The following is a 15908-nucleotide window of genomic DNA, read 5'->3' as shown; positions in this document are numbered from 1 at the left end:
AAGCTGTACGTCTCGTTCACCACGATGCCGGCCTCGCCGGGTGCTTCGCGCACGTACCAGTCGGCCAGTCGCAGGGTTCGGCCCGCCAACGCGGGTGCCGTGGCCTGGCCGCGAGCAAGCGCCACGTACAGGGCGTGGGGCACAGGATGGACCCCGCTGTCTTCATCGAGCAGGAAGACGTAGGAGACGTGCTCATTCGCTGCGACGCCATCTGCGCCATGCGGGAGGCTGCGGCCCGAAATGTCGGCCGTGCTGTACACGGGCGCGAAGCCGCCGCCCGGCGTTCGAAAGTTCGTGGTCTGACCTTGGTACAGGCGCGCCGCCACCCACTGTACCGACCCCTCGTAGGAGTAGGCTCGCAGGTCGAACTTCAGGGGCCGCACGGCCACCCCCTTGTCGAGCTTGCGTTCACCCGGCGCAACGATGGCCTGGGCGACGTAGTCACCGCTAAGGATGTCCGCCCAGACCCGCTGTGTCAGCTTGTCACCCCGGTATGCCGCGCGGCTACCGAAACCGGCTACGGGCTTGAAGAACAGGTTGCGGCGCGCCGCCCACAGTCGATCGGCGTTCGCCGCAGCGACCACCTCGGTGTGCGGAACGCCGGCCAGCAATATCTCCTGTGTTGCCGGCGGCACGTGCAGCGCCTGGAGACGTGCCGGATCGCTGAAGAGCGCGAGCTGACGCTTGTCGGCATAAAGGGCGTGCGCTTGCGGGTGAGGGGTGAGCACCACGCCGCGCTGTTCGTAGGCGTCCCGCAGCGCAGCACTTCCCGGCTGTTCAAGGTAGAAGTCGGTCAGCCGGTTGTAGACCAGATCGATCGCCAGCTCGCCACACCAGAGCACGCCGTCACGCCACACAAGGTCCGACGGGTCCGCGATGACAGCCCTCAGACCGTGTCGTTCGAACAGGCGTTGGAACAGGAGGAATTCCGGGTACAGGTATTGATCTGTCGGCGCTGCGTCGACGATCGCTATGGTTGTCAGCGGTCGCGCAGCGCGGCCTTTTCCTGCCAGTCGCCACTCTCGGTGGAACATGTCGACGATGCGTTGCTCGAACGCCGACACGCTGGCTGACGTGGGCACCATCGCATCCATCGCGTCGCAGCAGGCGCGCTGCGCGCGCGCCAGCACCGCGTTGAGCATGGCGCCGCCCGCATTGGTGTTGATCTCGATGAGCCCCAGGCGCCCCTGGTCGAGGTGGAAGTCGTACCCGAAGAACACGCCGCGCGGGCCTTGCACGCCCAAGCGAGCGATCGCCGGTGTCGCTGCCAATGTCTGCTCGCGGTACGCCGGCATGGCTACCACCGATTCGATGGCCTGCACCAGCTGCGCCATACGCTGCAACTGCGCTGCGGCCACGAACACCGGTTGGGCGGAGAACACGAAGGGACAGCGCTCGCGAATGAGATTCGACAGGCCCGGCCGCCCCAACTCAGCATCGAGCGCGTGCGCCAGGGCATCCCGATCGAGGCTGAAGCAAACGCACTCGCTGTTGAGCAGTTCGACCGAATCACGCGAATGTACCGAATTCATTTGATCACAGCACCGCGTTGAATACGTAGCCAACAGTCAGGATGCCGGCGGCCACCACACCCGCGAAGGTGACGATCAGGCGCACTTTCAGCACCTTGCGCAAGATGATCATTTCGGGCAAGGAAAGCGCGATCACGCTCATCATGAACGCCAGCACGGTGCCGAGTGCCGCGCCCTTGGCCAGCAGTGCCTGTACGATCGGGATCACACCGGCGGCGTTTGTGTACATCGGCACGCCGATGAGTACCGCCAACGGCACCGACCACCACGGAGCGTCTTTGCCCATGAACGAAGCCATGAAATCCTCAGGTACCCAGCCGTGGATGCCTGCGCCGATGGCGATGCCGGCCAGGATGTAGGGCCAGACCTTTCCGACGATCTCGTGCACGCTGGCAAAGCCGGCATCGATCCGCTCGGTGAACGTCATGCCCTGATCACCGGCAGCCGCCTGGACCTTGGGCATGTCGCGCACCCAGTCTTCCAGGTGCCGCTCCATCTTCATCCGGCCGATCACCCAGCCCGCCACAACCGCCACGCTCAGGCCCAGGGCCAAGTAGAGCAGCGCGATTTTCCAGCCGAACAGGCTGAACAGCAGCGTCAGCGCCACCTCGTTGACCATCGGCGCCGAAATCAGGAACGAAAAGGTCACGCCCAGAGGCACGCCGGCCTGAACGAAGCCGATGAACAAGGGCACTGCCGAACAAGAACAGAAGGGAGTCACGATGCCCAGGCTGGCGGCCATCAGGTTGGCCACGCCTTCGCCACGGCCGGCCAACGAGGCGCGCGTGCGCTCAGGGGTGAAGTACGAGTTCACCATGCCCATCACGAACACCACCGCCGTCAGCAGCAACAATACCTTGGGCGTGTCGTAGAAGAAGAACTGCAAGGCCCCGCCCAGGCGGCTTGTCCGATCGATCGGCAACGCGGCGACGAGAGCCTCTGACGCCGGCGTCAACGCCTGGTAGAGCACCCACCAAACCAGCGCGGCCATCAAAAGAAAGACGCGGGGATGCTGTCTCGGCAACTGCAGAGTTCGTTGGCGTAGCGTGGAGGTGGTCAGTTCGGTCATGGTCCGCCTTCTCCATCGTGGAGATGAAGACCTCCAATAGGATGCATCAGTCAAATTTCTGACCTTTGATCGACGTCAAGCCACGGGGCCGTCGATCACAAGGAATTCACGCGGCGTTCTGATCGGCGAGGCTTGCGGGGACGCGGTGTAGCAGCGCCACGTCAATCGGGCGAACCCGAGCGAGCATCTCCATACGTGTCGTACGCTCACGACGATCGTCGTGGTCGCGAAGCTCAGACCGAGCGCTGGTTGAATTTCGACCCGGCCGCTAACCGGCGCCACAGCGCCGCGGGCATATGCCGCGTCACCGCCGAATGACGAGTACCGGAACCTTGGATTGCGCCAGGACCCGTGCGGTCACGGAGCCCAGCAGCAATGATCCGAGGGCGGAGTGGCCATGAGACCCCATGACGATCAGCTCCATCCCTTCTTCGGACGCCATGTCGGATATGACCTTGGCAGGCGACCCCACTCTGTGAACAATGAAAGGCTTCCAATGGTGCTGGTCCGCGAACTCAAGCACGGATTGCAAAGCCACCGCGGCCTCATCCCTGTAGTAGGCCTGCGCGCCGGCCTCGTCCATCAGGCCCCTCACACGCACAGGCAGCGGGGGCACCACAGTCACGACCGTGACCTTGTCTGCTTCGCCGAGCCAACCGCTCTGCGCAGCCACGTATTCGAGCATGTACTGCGTGTAGTCGCTTCCGTCCACCGCCATTAAGATCTTCATGGTCATCTCTCCTTGTCTCGAAATGAGAATTCGCCTGCCTGCCGGCAGTCAGACCACCGCGGCGGAGGGCACGGAACATAGCGTCAACCTGCGCAGCCACTTCTCCACTTCGACCGCGGCAAACACCATGACGGCGCATGCCAGGCATATCGCGAGTTCGCCAAGCGACAACGCCTCGGTGTGAAACAGCGACTGAAACATGGGTACGTAGATCACGGCCATCTGCATCACGAAGGTCGAAAGGACAGCTCCAACCAACGGCACGTTGCTGAGCAAGCCCTGGGTGAAGAGCGAATCCCTCTCTGAACGGATCGCCAGCACATGCCCCATTTGGGACAGGGTGAGCACGGTGAACACCATCGTCTGCCAGTGCATGCCCGTTTGCAAGGCCCACGCCTGCACTCCGAGACACAGACCCGCGATCAGGAGACCTACCCAGAGCGTGTGCTGCCACAACCCGCCGGCGAAAACGCTTTCACCCGGCGGGCGCGGCGGCCGCTTCATGACGCCCCGTTCGGCAGGTTCCGCGGCGAGCGCCAGTCCAGGCAGGCCGTCGGTGACCAAGTTCACCCATAGGATGTGCAGTGGCAACAGGGGGGTCGGCAAGCCGATCAGAGGCGCGAGAAATAGCGTCCAGATCTCCCCGGAATTCCCCGCCATTGCGTAGCGGATGAACTTCCGGATGTTGTCGAAGATGCGCCTTCCCTCGCGCACCGCGGCCACGATGCTGGCGAAGTTGTCGTCGAGCAGCACCAGGCTCGCGGCCTCGCGCGCGACGTCGGTGCCGCCGAGGCCCATTGCAACTCCGATGTCTGCCTGCTTCAGTGCCGGCGCGTCGTTCACGCCATCACCCGTCATGGCTACGAACTGGCCTTGGGCCTGCAAGGCCTGAACGATGCGTATCTTCTGAGAAGGGTCGACCCGCGCATACACATGCACATCCCCGGCCAAGCGTCGCAGTGTATCGTCGTCCATCGCAGCGAGTTGCGAGCCTGTAAGCACCGTGGCGTCGCCTTCGGAGATCCCCAGTTCGCGCGCGATGGCCAATGCTGTCGCTGGGTGGTCGCCTGTGATCATCACGGGCGTGATGCCCGCACTGCGGCAATCTGCGACGGCGGCTTTCGCCTGCGGACGCGGCGGATCGGCCAAGCCCACAAGTCCGAGCAGCGCGAGGTTGGCCTCCACCGCGTCGGACGATTGCCCGGTCGGGTCCTGTGCGAACGAGCGACGGGCTATTGCCAGGACCCGTAGGCCTTGCGCCGCCATCGCCGCAGCGGCATCCAGCGCCTGGACAACATCGAGCGTGCGCTGGTCCTGCCCCGCTGCGGCGTGCGTGCACCGCGGCAGCAGCGTTTCAGGCGCACCCTTGGTGATGACGAGCCAGCTATCACCCTCGCGGTGCAGCGTGCTCATCCGTTTGCGCCCGGAATCAAATGGCCACTCGTACAAACGAGCGTGCGCCGACCGCACCTCCTGTGGCTTCATGCCGTTGTCCTGGGCCCCTTCGACCAACGCGGTCTCGGTGGGGTCGCCCACCCAGCGGCCCTCCGCATCCAGGCTGGCATCGGTGCACAGCAGCGCGGCGGCCCACAGTGGCTCCGGCGCTCCTCCTCCAGGATAGTCGACGACCTGGACGCGCATGCGGTTTTGCGTCAGCGTGCCCGTCTTGTCGGAGCAGATCACGCTGACCGAGCCCAACGTCTCCACGGAAGGAAGCCGCCGCACCAGAGCATTCACCCTCACCATGCGGCGCGCCCCCAACGCCAGCAGGACGGTCACCACGGCGGGCAGCGCCTCGGGAATCGCCGCCACCGCTAGACTGATGGCCGTCAGCGCCATCAGCAGTACCTGTTCTCCCCGGGCCACGCCAATACCGAAAATCAGGGCGCAGATGCACAGGACGACGAGGGAAAGCCGTTTGCCGAACGCGGCCAGGCGAAGCTGCAAAGGCGTGCTCCGCACTTCCGTGTCTCGCAACAAGCCTGCGATGCGGCCCAACTGGGTTTCCTGTCCCGTGGCAACCACCAGTCCTTCGGCGCGTCCATGGGTGACCAGCGTTCCCTTGAATGCCATGTTGAGTCGATCGCCAAGCGCATGGTCGCCTTTCGGCAGGTGGGTCGTATGCTTCTCGACCGTCACCGATTCCCCTGTCAACGACGATTCGTCCACACGCAGTTGCGCCACTTGGTGCAGCCGCAAATCGGCCGGCACGAGGTTTCCCGCTTCCAGAAGCACGACGTCGCCCGGAACCAGGTGCGAGGTCTCGAGGGTTAATGCGCGGCCTTCTCGTCGAACGGTTGCATGCGGACTGGCCAGGCGCTTCAGGGCATCGAGCGCACGCTCCGCGCGCCATTCCTGGGTGAGGCCGATGGCGGCGTTGAGAACGACGATGGCGACGATGACGACGGTATCCGCAACGTCCCCGATGAACCCGGACAACATCGCAGCAGCTATCAACACCAGCACCATGAAGTCGCGGAACTGGTCGACCAAGCGCCGGACCAATCCTCGCGGCTGCACCTCGGGCAGGCGGTTCTGGCCGTAGATCTCACGYCGCCGCGTCGCCTGTTCAACCGTCAGGCCATTGTGCAGATCCACTCCCAGATGGTCGGCGACGGTTGCTGCCGGATGCAGGTGAGCATCGCCGAGAGCGATGTGTTGACCTTCGGGAGAGTTCATTTGAACCATGCTGCGCTAAAACGATGCTCAGTGAGGAGTCCAACATCTGCGCCCTCTGAACCCTCGAACCGTTGACGAATGTCATCGACGGAAAATCAGCCCGAAATCGAATACCGGGCCTAGCCATCCACCAAGACGAAGATTCTATGGAATGGTCGGCATCGATCGGACTCCTCGGAAGCATGGACGGATCGCCGCGCCGGACGCGGTATCGAACCTCAGGATCGCGCAAGGCCAATGCCGATGCCTTGACGCAGCGCAAGTGCTCGGCAAGGTTTCCGGAATGCGCCGCGCCGGTTTCGTGGCTTGCGCCCGATCAAACGGCGCCGCGGGCGATCGCCTTACCGTCGGCTTCCCTCGTTTCAGGACCCGACGCGACGCCTTCGTCGCCACTCCAGGAGATTTCGCCATGACAGCCAAAAAGCTTTTGTTCGGGGAAGATGCGCGTGAAAAGATCCGCAGCGGCGTTGACACGCTCGCCGATGCCGTCAAGGTGACCCTCGGCCCCCGGGGTCGCACGGTGATCATCGACAGCGAGTACGGCGCGCCCCAGATCGTCAACTCCGGCGTCGTGGTCGCCAAATCGATCGAGTTGGAAGACCGCTTCGAGAACATGGGCGCGCAGCTGCTGCGCGAGGTCGCCGCCCGCACCAGCGAGATGGCGGGTGACGGCACCACCACCGCCACCGTGCTGGCGCACGCCATGATCCAGGAGGGCCTGAAATACCTGGCCGCCGGCATGAACCCGATGGACCTCAAGCGCGGCATCGACCTCGGCGCGGAGGCGGTCGTGAACACGCTGAAGGCCATCTCGCAACCCTGCACGACTTCGCAGGAGATCGCCCACGTGGCGGCCATCTCGGCCAACAACGACCGCTCGATCGGCGAGCTCATCGCGAATGYGATGGACAAGGTGGGCCGCGAAGGTGCGGTGTCGATCGAGGACGGCTCCGGACGGGTCAGCGAACTCGAGATCGTCGAGGGCCTGCAGTTCGACCGCGGATACCTGTCGCCCTATTTCGTCAACAACGCCGAGAAGCAGGCGGCGGTGCTGGAGAACGCGCTGATCGTCCTGTGCGACCAGAGGCTCTCGGCGATCAACGACCTCGTGCCGCTGCTCGAGGCGGCGGCGAAGTCAGGCGCGCCGCTGCTTGTGATTGCCGAGGAGGTGGACGCCGACGCGCTGGCCACGCTGGTCATCAACAGTGTCCGTGGCGTCGTGAAGACCTGCGCCGTGAAGGCCCCCGGCTTCGGCGATCGGCGCAAGGCCATGCTGCAGGACATCGGCATCCTGACCGGCGGGCAGGTGCTGTCGAGCGAGCTCGGGCTGACGCTCGCGAAGGCGACGCCGGACAATCTGGGCCGGGCGCGCCGCGTGGTGGTCGAAAAGGAGAGCACCACGATCATCGGCGGCGGCGGCGACCCGCAGGCGATCCGGGACCGGATCGGCGCCATCCGCAAGGAACGCGAGCTGCAGACCAGCGAGTACGACCGCACGCAGCTGGACGAACGCATTGCCAAGCTGTCGGGCGGCGTGGCGCTGATCAAGGTCGGCGCCGCGACCGAGACCGAGCTGAAGGAACGCAAGCTGCGGGTCGAGGATGCGCTGCACGCGACACGCGCCGCCGTCGAGGAAGGCATCGTTCCCGGCGGCGGCGTGGCGCTGCTGCGCGCCCGACGCGAATTGGCGGAGCTGCCGTCCGCCAACCTGGACCAGGCCTCGGGCATCAAGATCGTCCAGCGGGCGCTCGAGGAGCCCCTGCGACGCATCGTCGGCAACGCAGCCGACGAGCCGTCCATCGTGCTCGACAGGCTTGATGCGTCGACCCAGCGAAGCTACGGCTACAACGCGGCGACGCGCCAGTACGGCGACCTGCTGGAAATGGGCGTGATCGATCCCGCCAAGGTGACCCGCCTGGCGCTGCAGAACGCCGCATCGATCGCCAGCCTGTTGCTGACCACCGACTGCATGGTCGGGAATGCGCCGAAGAAGGCGGCGGCGGGGTCTGAAGGCCTGGATCGCGAGCCATACTGACACCGCGCCCCCGGTGCGCGCGCCGGCGGCCCGAGCCGCTGGCCCCAGCGCTAAGGCGTTGGGTGGGGGCCTTCTCTTGCAGGGGCCGCGATCCTGGGTCTTGCCTCGATGTAGTCGAGCACGTCGGCGAGCGAGACCAGGCGGCCATAGTCCGACTCCGGAACGTCGACGCCGAATCGCGCGCTCAGGGCCACCAGAAAGTTGAGCCAATCCATCGAGTCCAGATCGACCTGCCGGCGCAGAGCACGCTGCCAATCGATGGTCCCGGGATCGATCTCGGGGGCGATCGAACGCAAGAGTTCGAGCACTGTGTCGGCAAGCGCCCGGCGATCCTCAATCATGTGGCTCCTCCTTCTTCGGATTCGACACGCCGCCCTCCGCCGCAAGGTCCTGGGGCTGCTGAAGCAGCTCGCGCAGCTCGGCGAGGAACAACGCCCCGCGATGGCCGTCCGAAGCCCGGTGGTCGGCGGCCAGCGTGGCGCGCACGACTGGCAGGAGGCGGATGGCGCCGTCCTGCGCCCAGGGCCGCATCGCGATGCGGCCGAGACCGACGATGGCCACCTGCGGCGGATAGATCACGCCGAACACGGTGTCCACACCCTGGTCGCCGAGATTCGTGACGGTGATCGTCGGATCGGACATCTCGGAACTGCGCAGCGATCCGGAACGGGCACGCTTGACCAGGTCATCGAGGTCGTGCATCACCTGGTTCAGTGATTTGCTGCCGACATCGTGGATGGCTGGGGCCACCAGCCCTCCGCCGCGCAGCGAGATCGCCACACCCGCATGCACCGCGGCGGCTGGCATGAACGCTCCGTCGCGATGGAAGCCGTTCAGCTCGGGCGTTCGCCGCAGCGCGGCGGCCACCGCCTTGAGCATCAGCACAGCCGGGAGCATGCGCTCGGCGACGGCCACGCCCTCGTTGCGCTGCTGCAGCCAGGCCAGCGCGCTCTCCATCGGGATCGGCTCCGACAGGTAGTAGTGCGGAATCTCGCGCTTGGAGCGGCTCATCGCTGCAGCGATCGCCTTGCGCATGCCCTGGCTGCGATCGACAAGCGATGCGGCAGGTGCAGCCGTGGATGAGCCGGCCTGGCGCGAACGCGCCGCGGATTCGATGTCCGCCAGGGTGACCGATCCCTGAGCTCCGGTGCCCGCCACGTCCTCGGCGACGATGCCCAGCTCCTGCGCGCGCCTGCGGGCCGCCGGCGACACCGGACGGCGCGATGCGGCACTGGCCGCCGTTGCGGGTAACGATGGTGGTGTGGCAGCCCTCGGCGCGCCCGCTGCTTCGCCGGGCTCCAGCAGCACGGCCATCACGGTACCGACGGCAATCTTCTGGCCGGGTTCCACCAGCAACTCGGCCACCACGCCCTCCTGCCAGCTCTCGACATCGACGGCAGCCTTGGTCGTGTCGACCACGGCCACCACCTGCCCGCGCTTCACGCGGTCGCCCGGCTGCACGTTCCATTGCAGCAGCGTGCCTTCGTCCATGTCGGCGCCCAGCGACGGCAGTTCGAATCGAATCACGGCGTGCGCCCCATCAAGGTCCTGACCGCCGCGACGATCTTCGCCGGCTGCGGCAAGGCGGCCTCCTCGAGATGCTGCGCATAGGGGATCGGCACTTCCTCGCTGCACACGCGCGCCGGCGGCGCGTCCAGGTCGAAGAAGGCCTGCTCGCCGATGCGCGCCATCAGCTCGGCGGCCAGACTGCCCGAACGCCACCCTTCATCGACGATCACCGCACGCCGGCACTTACGTACCGAGGACATCACGGTGGCATCGTCGAGTGGCCGCAAAACCCGCAGGTCGACCACTTCGGCGGCGATACCTTCGAGGCTCAGCGTCTCGGCTGCCAGCATCGCCTTGGAGAGAGATCCGCCATAGGCGATCAGGCTGACGTCGGTGCCGGCGCGACGCACCTTGGCACTGCAGATGTCGACGCCGCACGCGTCGTCGTCGAACTCGCCCTCCATGTTGTAGAGCTGTACGTGCTCGAAGAGCAGCACCGGGTCCGGATCGGCGAGCGCCGCAGCGAGCATGCCGCGAGCATCCTCGACCGTCGCGGGCGCGAGGATGCGGATGCCGGGCACGTGCGCATACCAGCCTTCGAAGCTGTGCGAGTGCTGCGCCGCGACCTGGCGGCCTGCGCCGGTGGCCATGCGGATCACCAGCGGCACCGAGAACTGCCCGCCCGACATGTGGTGCATCAGCGCGGCGCCGTTGACGATGGGATCGAGCGCCAGCAAGCTGAAGTTGACCGTCATCACCTCGACGATCGGCCGCATGCCGCCCAGCGCTGCGCCGACCCCAGCGCCGACGAACGCAAGCTCGGACAAGGGCGTGTCGCGCACGCGCTCGGGTCCGAACTCCTCGAGCAGGCCTTTCGATACCGCGTAGGTACCACCGTAGCGGCCCACATCCTCACCCATCAGGAAGACCCGCGGGTCCAGCCGCAGCGCTTCGCGCAGCGCCTCCGCCAGCGCTTGGCGGTAACTCATCGTGCAACTCGTCACGCGGGCTCCTTGCGCGTGAGCACGTCGTCCAGGAGGTTCTCCACCGGTTCCCAAGTGCCCGCCTCGGCGAACGCGACGGCTTCATCCACTTCCGCCTGCGCCCTCGCCTCGATGGTCTTGAACTCGTCCTCGGTGAGACTGGCCTGCGCCTTCAGGCGTGCAGTGTAGGTATGGATCGGGCCACGGGTCTTCCAGGCCTCGACCTCGCTCTTGCTTCGATACAGCTCGGCATCGAACATCGAATGGGCGCGGAAGCGGTAGGTCTGGAACTCGATGAACATCGGCCCGCCGCCATCACGGACCTCGGGCGCTGCACGCTTCGCAGCCTCGTGGACAGCCACGATGTCCATGCCGTCGACGGCGATGGCCCGCATCCCGTACGAGCTCGCCTTGACGCACAGGTCAGTCTGTGACTCGGAGCGCGCCAGCGCCGTGCCCATCGCATACAGATTGTTCTCGCAGCAGAACAGCACGGGCAACCGCCACAACGCCGCGAGATTCATCGACTCGTGGAAGGCGCCTTCGGCGATCGCCCCTTCGCCCATGAAGCAGGCGGTCAATGCGCTGCGCCCCGAGAGCTTGTCTGCGAGGGCCAGCCCGACCGCCAGGGGCAGTCCGGCGCCAACGATCGCCTGGCCGCCGAAGAAGCGGGCCGCCCGGTCGAACAGGTGCATCGAGCCGCCGCGACCGCGCGAACAGCCTTCCTGCTTGCCGTACATCTCCGCCATGATCGCGCCCATGCCAATGCCTCGCAGCAGGGCATGGCCGTGCTCGCGATAGGTGGCGACGATGTTGTCGTCGGCGCCGAACGCGTGCATCGCACCGGTGGCCACGGCTTCCTCGCCGATGTAGAGATGCAGGAAGCCCCGGATCTTCTGCTTGCCGTACAACTCGGCGCATTTCTCTTCCATGCGCCGGATGCGCAGCATGTCGGCCAGCATCGCCAATGCGAAAGCCTTGTCCCAGGGCACGGCGCCGGTCGGCGGTGGCGGTACGCCTGTGTCGTTCATGCGCCGGCCTCCAGCGTGGAGGTGTCTCCCTCGGGCAGCCCGAGTTCGCGGGCCTTGAGCAGGCGCCGCATGATCTTGCCGCTGCGGGTGCGCGGAAGGGACGCGAGGAAGTCGATCTCCTTCGGCGCGACGGCCGCGCCGAGGCGCTTGCGCGCGAGCGCGAGGATGTCCGTGYGCAACGCCTCGCCGGGCGCATGACCGGTCTTGAGCGAGACGAAGGCCTTCACCCTCTCGCCGAGCAATGCATCGGGCTTGCCGATCACGGCGGCCTCGGCGACCGCCGCGTGCTCCATCAGCGCGCTCTCGACCTCGAACGGGCCGATCAGGTGCCCGGCGGACTTGATGACGTCGTCAGCGCGGCTGACGAACCAGAAGTAGCCGTCAGCATCGCGCCGGGCCAGATCGCCCGTGAGATAGAAGCCGCCGGCAAAGCACCGCCGATAGCGGGCCTCGTTGTTCAGGTAGCCGCGAAACATCGATGGCCAGCCGGCGCGCAGCGCCAGTTCGCCTTCGACGTCCGGCTGTTCGACGACCCGCACCCTGGGCGCCTCGCCCTCGGCCTCCAGGTGCTCGACGATGCGGGCTTCGATGCCGGGCAGCGCGCGGCCCATCGAGCCCGGCTTGATGTCGAAGGCCGGGGTGTTGGCAATCATGATGCCCCCGGTCTCGGTCTGCCACCAGTTGTCGTGGATGGGCAGGCCCAGCGCCTCCTTGCCCCACCAGACGGCCGCCGGATTGAGCGGCTCGCCGACGCTGGCCACGAAGCGCAGCTCCGGATAGCTTCGCCGCCGCGCCTGCGCCACACCGGCCTTCATCAGCATGCGGATCGCGGTCGGGGCCGTGTACCAGACGCTGATGTGTTCCTCTTCCAGCAAGCCGTACCAGCGCTCGGCGTCGAACTCCTCAACATCGACCAGCGAGGTCACGCCCAGCAGCAGCGGCGCGAGGATGCCGTACGAGGTTCCGGTCACCCAGCCGGGATCGGCCGTGCACCAGTAGCGGTCCTGCGGATGCAGGTCGAGCGCGTAGCGCGCGGTGGCGTAGTGGGCGACCACTGCGCCATGCACGTGCAGTGCGCCCTTCGGCGCGCCGGTGGTGCCGCTGGTGAAGTGCAGCAGCGCAGGATCGTCCGGCGAGGTCGCCACGGTGCTGAAGTCGCCGGAGGCCGATGCCGTCAGCGTGGCGAGATCGAGCGTGCCGGGCTCCGCCGTAGTGCCGCCATCGTCAGCGACCAGCAGGATGTGGCGCAGCGATGGCAGCTGATCGCGGCACTGCCGCACCTTGCGCCGATACAGTTCGTCGGTGGTCACGAGCACCTGGCCGCTGCCGATACCGATGCGCGTTGCAATCGGCTCCGGGCCGAAGGCCGAGAAGAGAGGCGTCACCACGCTGCCATTCTTCAGTGCGCCGAGCACCGCGACGTAGAGTTCGGGAATGCGCCCCGCGAGCACGAACATGCGGTCGCCCTTGCCAACGCCGAGCTGGCGCAGCACATTGGCGAAGCGGTTGGTCCGGCGCGCGAGCTCGCCGTAGCTGAGGTCCAGCGGCGCCGCGCCGCGCGAAACGAATCGCAGGGCCGTCCGGTCCCTCAATGGGCCGGCTGCATGCCGGTCGACGGCCTCGAAGCCCATGTTGAGACCGCCACCGGGAAGGCCCTGCAAGGCGGCGCGGGCCGCATCCCAGCTGAAGGCTCGGCATTCGGCCTCGTAGTCGACCAGGTTCGGCTGCAGACGGCGATCCCGGGCGGTCTTGTGGATGAGGGCGGGTCCTTCCATGGCGGCTCCTGGCGCGCAGTCTGCGCGGTGGCTTCGGCCGCCCCCTTGCGCCAGATCAACAATCGCGGCTCATCCCGCAGTCACGGGCTCCGCACAGCCCTGGGCGATCTGCTCGCGCGCCCGATCGCGCAGGCGCACCGCGTCCGACCAGGTGTCTCCCTCGGCGCCCACCGGCTCGTGCACCTGAACCGAGATCGGGCTGCGGCGCGGCCACCACGATCCATCGCGCAACACCGATCGCGTGCCACGCAGGCTGACCGGCACGACCTTGACGCCCGCCTGCGTCGCGGCGACGAAGGCGCCCATGTGGAACGGCCGCAGGCCCGGCGCCCGGGCGAGCGTGCCTTCCGGGAAGTACACCAGGCTTTCGCCCTCCCTGGCCGCCTGCACCAGGCGCCTGGCGTCCTCGACGCTGGCGTGCACGTCGTCGCGCTCGACGAAGTGCACGCCCATGCGGTCGAGCATCCATTTCAAGGGAGCAGACTGTGCGAGCTCTCGCTTCGCCACGAGGCATGCCCGGGCAGGCAGGACCGCGGTGAGCAGCAACCAGTCGAGGTAGCTGGCATGGTTGGACACGATGATCCAGGGGCCGCCTTCCAAAGTCGCCGAGCCCTCGACATGGATCGGCAATCCGCAAACTCGCAAGCCGACCCGCGCGATGTCACGCGCGATCCGCTTGCGCAGCGCCTGGGCGGGCAGCAGCGCCGCGGCTGCCGCCAGGGCGGCCCCGACCCCGAACACCGCCCACAGCCACCCGGCAAAGAGCGCGGACGCAACCTGTCGCACCGGTTCGCGCACGCGCCGCTGCAAGGCGTCGAGCCACAGCTTCGCCAGCTGCCACGCGACGCCGGGCCGAGACTGGCCAAGCTTGCCCTGCTCATACAGGCTGCGGCACGCCGCGCGCCGGATCTTGCCGCTGGAGGTCTTGAGGACCGCGTGCGGCGGGGCCAGCACGATGTCGTCGGCAGGCAGGCCCAGCACCTCGATCGACAGTTGTGCGATCCGGTCGCGCAGCCCTGCCCGGGCCGCCGGCGCCTCCAGTCGGGTCTCCGCCAGCACGACCACCCGCTCGCTGCGGCTGTGTGAATCCGTGGCCCCGAACACCGCGACGCAGCCGCGCCGGACACCCGGCAACGCACCAACCACCTCCTCGAGGTCATAGGGATGGATGTTGTGGCCGCCCCGGATGATCAGGTCCTTCACCCGGCTGGTGAGGAAGATCTCGCCATCCACAACATAGCCGACGTCGCCCGAGTCGAGCCAGTCGCCGGCGAACAGCGCCTTGTTGCCCTCGGGATTGCGAAAGTAGCCGGTCGTGGCCGAAGGCCCACGAAACTCGATCCGGCCCTCATGCCTGTCGGGCAGCTCCGAGTCGTGCGGGTCCACGACGCGCAACTCGTGGCCAGGCAAGGGCATGCCGCAGCCGACCACGCGCATCGCGTCCGGCCGCTCGGTGTCGACCGGCTCGGCGCGCCCGTCGTCATGCAGCGCCCGCCGATGGATGAGGTCGATCCTCGGCCCGCGGCCCAGCGGCGGGAAGGCCAGGCCGACACCGCTTTCGGCGAGGCCATAGACCGGCATCATCGCGCGCCGGTCAAAGCCGAATCGTTCGAAGCGTTCGCGGAACAGCGCCAGCGTCGTGGCGTGCACCGGCTCGGAACCGTTCATCGCGGCCCGCCAATGGCTCAGGTCCAGGCCCTGCAGTTCGTCGTCCGGCACCTTCGTCGCGAGGATCTCGTACGCGAAGTTCGGCGCCGCGCTCAGCGTCGCGCGGTTCTCGCTGATCGCGCGCAACCAGCGCGACGGCCGACCGAGGAAGGCCTGCGGTGACATCAGCACCAGCGGCGCGCCGTGGTAGAGGCTGCCCAGCCAGGCGCCGATCAGGCCCATGTCGTGGTACAGCGGCAGCCAGCTCACAAAGACGTCGCCGGGCCCCGCCTTCACGGCTTGCCCCATGGCCCGGATGTTGGCCAGGAGGTTGGCATGCGTCAGCACGACGCCCTTGGGTTGGCCCGTGCTGCCCGACGTGTACTGGATCAGGGCCGTGTCCTGGGCGCCGCGTACCACGGGGTGCCACGGTCCGCCCAGTGCCCGCAGACGATCCACGGTCAGCACCGCGCGCAGGCCGGGAGCGCCCGCACGCAGGATACGGGCCGCCGGCATCGCCTGCTCATCGCTGATCAGCAGCACCGTCTGGGCGTTGGCCAGGATGAGTGCCTGGCGACGCAGGTGATCCTCGATCTGCGAAGCGCGAAACGGGGGGTAGATCGGGACTGGGACGCCGCCCGCCAGCAAGATGCCCATGAAGCACTCCAGGAACGCCAGGCTGGTGGGCAACATCAGCGCAACCGCCTCGCCGGGCGCAACGCCCTGGCGCTGGAGCGCCGCAGCCAACGCACGTGCGCGCTCGAGCAATGCGGTGTGGTCGAGTTCCTGCGGCTCCTGCTCGTCGCGCAACAGCACAGCATGGCGCCGCGCGCCCGCCCTGTCGGCATGCCATTGCAGGACGTCCAGCAGTGTCCGCGCCTGGTACGGAATATCGGCTACGCCAGTTCCGAGCGGCGC

Annotated in this window: 11 protein-coding genes; 1 reads left to right on the top strand and 10 read right to left on the bottom strand. The window is 67.0% G+C overall.

The annotated features are described in order from the left end of the window. From AC1DY5_RS15895 to AC1DY5_RS15880, 4 genes are all read right to left on the bottom strand, one after another. Positions 1-1430, bottom strand: a 1430-nt coding sequence (locus AC1DY5_RS15895; protein WP_478112807.1) for a hypothetical protein, incomplete at its 3' end; no start/stop codon positions are given. 106 nt (positions 1431-1536) lie between these two features. Then, a complete protein-coding gene (locus AC1DY5_RS15890; RefSeq protein ID WP_478112805.1) occupies positions 1537-2601 on the bottom strand; it encodes a permease in 1065 nt (354 codons plus the stop codon). A 304-nt stretch (positions 2602-2905) separates the two neighbouring features. Further along, positions 2906-3337 carry a universal stress protein gene (locus tag AC1DY5_RS15885; protein ID WP_478112803.1) on the bottom strand — a complete coding sequence of 144 codons (432 nt, stop codon included), beginning with the start codon at positions 3335-3337 and terminating at the stop codon, positions 2906-2908. Between the two features lie 42 nt (positions 3338-3379). Continuing rightward, entirely contained in the window at positions 3380-6010 is a 2631-nt protein-coding gene (locus tag AC1DY5_RS15880) for a cation-translocating P-type ATPase (RefSeq protein WP_478112801.1), read from the bottom strand. A gap of 409 nt (positions 6011-6419) precedes the next feature. Between AC1DY5_RS15880 and groL the strand changes: the two genes are divergently transcribed. Next, positions 6420-8045 (top strand): chaperonin GroEL, encoded by a 1626-nt coding sequence (gene groL / locus AC1DY5_RS15875; protein WP_478112799.1) that lies wholly within the window; start codon positions 6420-6422, stop codon positions 8043-8045. A gap of 50 nt (positions 8046-8095) precedes the next feature. Here groL and AC1DY5_RS15870 read toward each other — a convergent pair whose 3' ends face one another. The 6 genes from AC1DY5_RS15870 to AC1DY5_RS15845 form a co-directional block, all read right to left on the bottom strand. After that, positions 8096-8386 carry an acyl carrier protein gene (locus tag AC1DY5_RS15870; protein WP_478112797.1) on the bottom strand — a complete coding sequence of 97 codons (291 nt, stop codon included), beginning with the start codon at positions 8384-8386 and terminating at the stop codon, positions 8096-8098. After that, the gene (locus AC1DY5_RS15865; RefSeq protein WP_478112795.1) at positions 8379-9572 is read right to left on the bottom strand and encodes a dihydrolipoamide acetyltransferase family protein; all 1194 of its coding nucleotides are present in this window, start codon (positions 9570-9572) and stop codon (positions 8379-8381) included. The genes AC1DY5_RS15870 and AC1DY5_RS15865 overlap by 8 nt, the downstream gene beginning before the upstream one ends. Then, on the bottom strand, positions 9569-10543 hold the full coding sequence (locus AC1DY5_RS15860; RefSeq protein ID WP_478112793.1) for an alpha-ketoacid dehydrogenase subunit beta: 975 nt from the start codon (positions 10541-10543) through the stop codon (positions 9569-9571). The genes AC1DY5_RS15865 and AC1DY5_RS15860 overlap by 4 nt, the downstream gene beginning before the upstream one ends. 11 nt (positions 10544-10554) lie before the next feature. After that, positions 10555-11568: a pyruvate dehydrogenase (acetyl-transferring) E1 component subunit alpha gene (gene pdhA / locus AC1DY5_RS15855; RefSeq protein ID WP_478112791.1), complete on the bottom strand. Its 1014-nt coding sequence runs from the start codon at positions 11566-11568 to the stop codon at positions 10555-10557. Further along, a complete protein-coding gene (acsA, locus tag AC1DY5_RS15850) occupies positions 11565-13343 on the bottom strand; it encodes an acetate--CoA ligase (RefSeq protein WP_478112789.1) in 1779 nt (592 codons plus the stop codon). The genes pdhA and acsA overlap by 4 nt, the downstream gene beginning before the upstream one ends. Before the next feature lie 69 nt (positions 13344-13412). After that, the coding region (locus AC1DY5_RS15845) for an AMP-binding protein (RefSeq protein ID WP_478112787.1) at positions 13413-15908 on the bottom strand (2496 nt) is incomplete at its 5' end.

This window comes from Variovorax sp. P4_D9 (assembly GCF_056401695.1).
This window is presented reverse-complemented; position numbering and strand designations above follow the sequence as displayed.